Below are 2,071 nucleotides of genomic sequence, written 5' to 3'. Positions count from 1 at the left end.
ATGAACCTGTTACAAAAGGAGCGTACGTTGCCTTCTGTCCGCCGCAACGCGATGTGTTTGATTGGGCTGCAGCCCGAGGCTATATCCATCCGGGAAATTGTCCTGGCGGTTACGGTCAACTGCTCAAACGTGTGCATGCGGTTGCTGGTGATACGGTTCTGATCGATCGGTCCGGCATTACGGTCAATGGTGAATTATTAGCGAACAGCGCACCGATCCACACCGATGCCTATGGCGCCGCATTGCCGCAATACTGGCTCAATGCAGTACTCGGTGAATCTGAATTTTTGCTGCTATCCGATCTCAATCCTCACTCATTTGACGCACGTTACTTTGGTGTCATCGAACGCGCACAGATCGTGCATGTTGTGCGTCCCGTTTTTACCTTCAATCTTCAAAAGGAGTGTTTGCCATGAATAATCCTGCAGATGATGAAACAAACCCGGAAATGATTCCGGTTATCCTTGATCCCGCCTTGAACGACCGGGAAATGCACCGTCAGGTGATAGCGTTAAAACTCTTCGATGCACAAACACCGGAGTTTCAGGCTGAATTCGATCCCGATGAAGCGGAATTGCTGGGTGCATTCAGAGAAGAGGCCTTGAGTGAAACCGATGCACTGGACAGCAGTATCGATCAGCCGGAATCAGCTGAGGGAGGGCAATGACATGGACACCTCCAGAAAAGCCTACCATGAACAGGTCGCTGAGAGTCTGATCGCACAATTGAAGCAAGGTACGGCGCCGTGGCAAAAACCATGGCAGCCGGGTGATCCGCTGTGGTCGTTTCCACATAATCCGACCACCCAAAAACGCTACCGGGGCATCAATGCGCTGTATCTGATGAGCAAAGGGTACGCCGATCCGCGTTGGCTGACCTATAAACAGGCCGCTGCTATGGACGCACAGGTGCGCAAAGGTGAAAAGAGCACCTGGATTCAATACTGGAAATTTACCGATGAACGCATCAAGCAGGATGATAGCGGTAAGCCGGTACTCGATGGAAACGGTCAGCCCCTCAAGGAAATAGTGAGGCTGGAACGTCCTCGTGTGTTTTATGCCTCGGTCTTCAATGCGGAACAGATCGACAACCTGCCCGAACTTGTCATCGCTCCACCCAGCTGGGATCCGATCGAGCGTGCCGAACAGATACTGCAGGCCTCCAACGCCGCAATTGAACACGGTGAGTATGACCGGGCTTTCTACCGGCCTCATACAGACCGGATACACCTGCCGCACAGGAGCCAGTTCCAAACACCGGATCGCTACTACGCTACAGCCTTGCATGAACTCGGCCACTGGACGGGGCATGCATCACGCTTGAATCGCGATTTGGCACACCCGTTCGGCAGCGAAGGCTATGCCAAGGAAGAATTGCGTGCCGAGATTGCGAGCATGCTGCTCGGGCACGAACTCGGTATCGGTCATGATCCCGGCCAACATGTGGCTTATGTCGCTTCATGGATCAAGGCACTCGAAGACGACCCCTTGGAAATATTCCGTGCTGCAGCCGATGCGGAAAAAATTCAGGACTATGTACTGGCATTTGCCCGGCAGCAGGAACTACAAAGTCAGGAGGCTATTAAAATGGATGAGATCAGACAGGATATCGCAACGTATACCGCAAGTCTCACACCCGATCTTGCCACGGTAGCCCAGCAAAACCATCAGCAGTTGCAAAAACTCATCGAACACCTGCCGGTACCACAACAAAATGCCCTTTATCTGGTGGCCGACGCACTGAAGTTCTATCGGCAGTTAAGTATCGATAATCTGGAATTTGAACACGTCTCACAGAACAAACTGGGATTGTCCATCCCTGCCGATTGGAACGGACGCGTTGCAATACAAGGCAATGTCGTGGAATCGGATGATAACGGCGCCCATCATGTGATACCGGCCAAAGAGGTGAGGGTTGATCCTGAATTCTGGGGTATTTACGTACAATGCAATGATCAGACTTGGGTCTGGATGGCGGATTTCGATGTGGAGCAACAGGCCATCGATGCAGCGGAGAAGCTGGCATTGATCGAGGCGATGGCCGAGCGCAGCGAATATGAAAAAGCCGTGAA

The 2,071-nt window shown here is 52.3% G+C and carries 3 protein-coding genes; all 3 read left to right on the top strand.

Features of this window, described 5'->3' with window-relative positions; translation table 11 throughout:
• The coding region (gene traF / locus C8R30_RS15580) for a conjugative transfer signal peptidase TraF (protein WP_107790555.1) at positions 1-416 on the top strand (416 nt) is incomplete at its 5' end.
• The gene (locus tag C8R30_RS15575) at positions 413-667 is read left to right on the top strand and encodes a hypothetical protein (protein ID WP_258192089.1); all 255 of its coding nucleotides are present in this window, start codon (positions 413-415) and stop codon (positions 665-667) included. The genes traF and C8R30_RS15575, both read left to right, overlap by 4 nt.
• Position 668: 1 nt before the next feature.
• Positions 669-2,071 (top strand): ArdC family protein (locus C8R30_RS15570; RefSeq protein ID WP_146162712.1); only part of this gene is annotated, 1,403 nt, incomplete at its 3' end.

Source organism: Nitrosomonas nitrosa (assembly GCF_003051105.1).
GTDB lineage: Bacteria > Pseudomonadota > Gammaproteobacteria > Burkholderiales > Nitrosomonadaceae > Nitrosomonas > Nitrosomonas nitrosa.
This window is presented reverse-complemented; position numbering and strand designations above follow the sequence as displayed.

What these genes read in the sequence shown, in the direction of transcription:
- C8R30_RS15575 (WP_258192089.1), top strand. Translation starts at nt 413, where the DNA reads ATGAATAATCCTGCAGATGATGAAACAAACCCGGAAATGATTCCGGTT.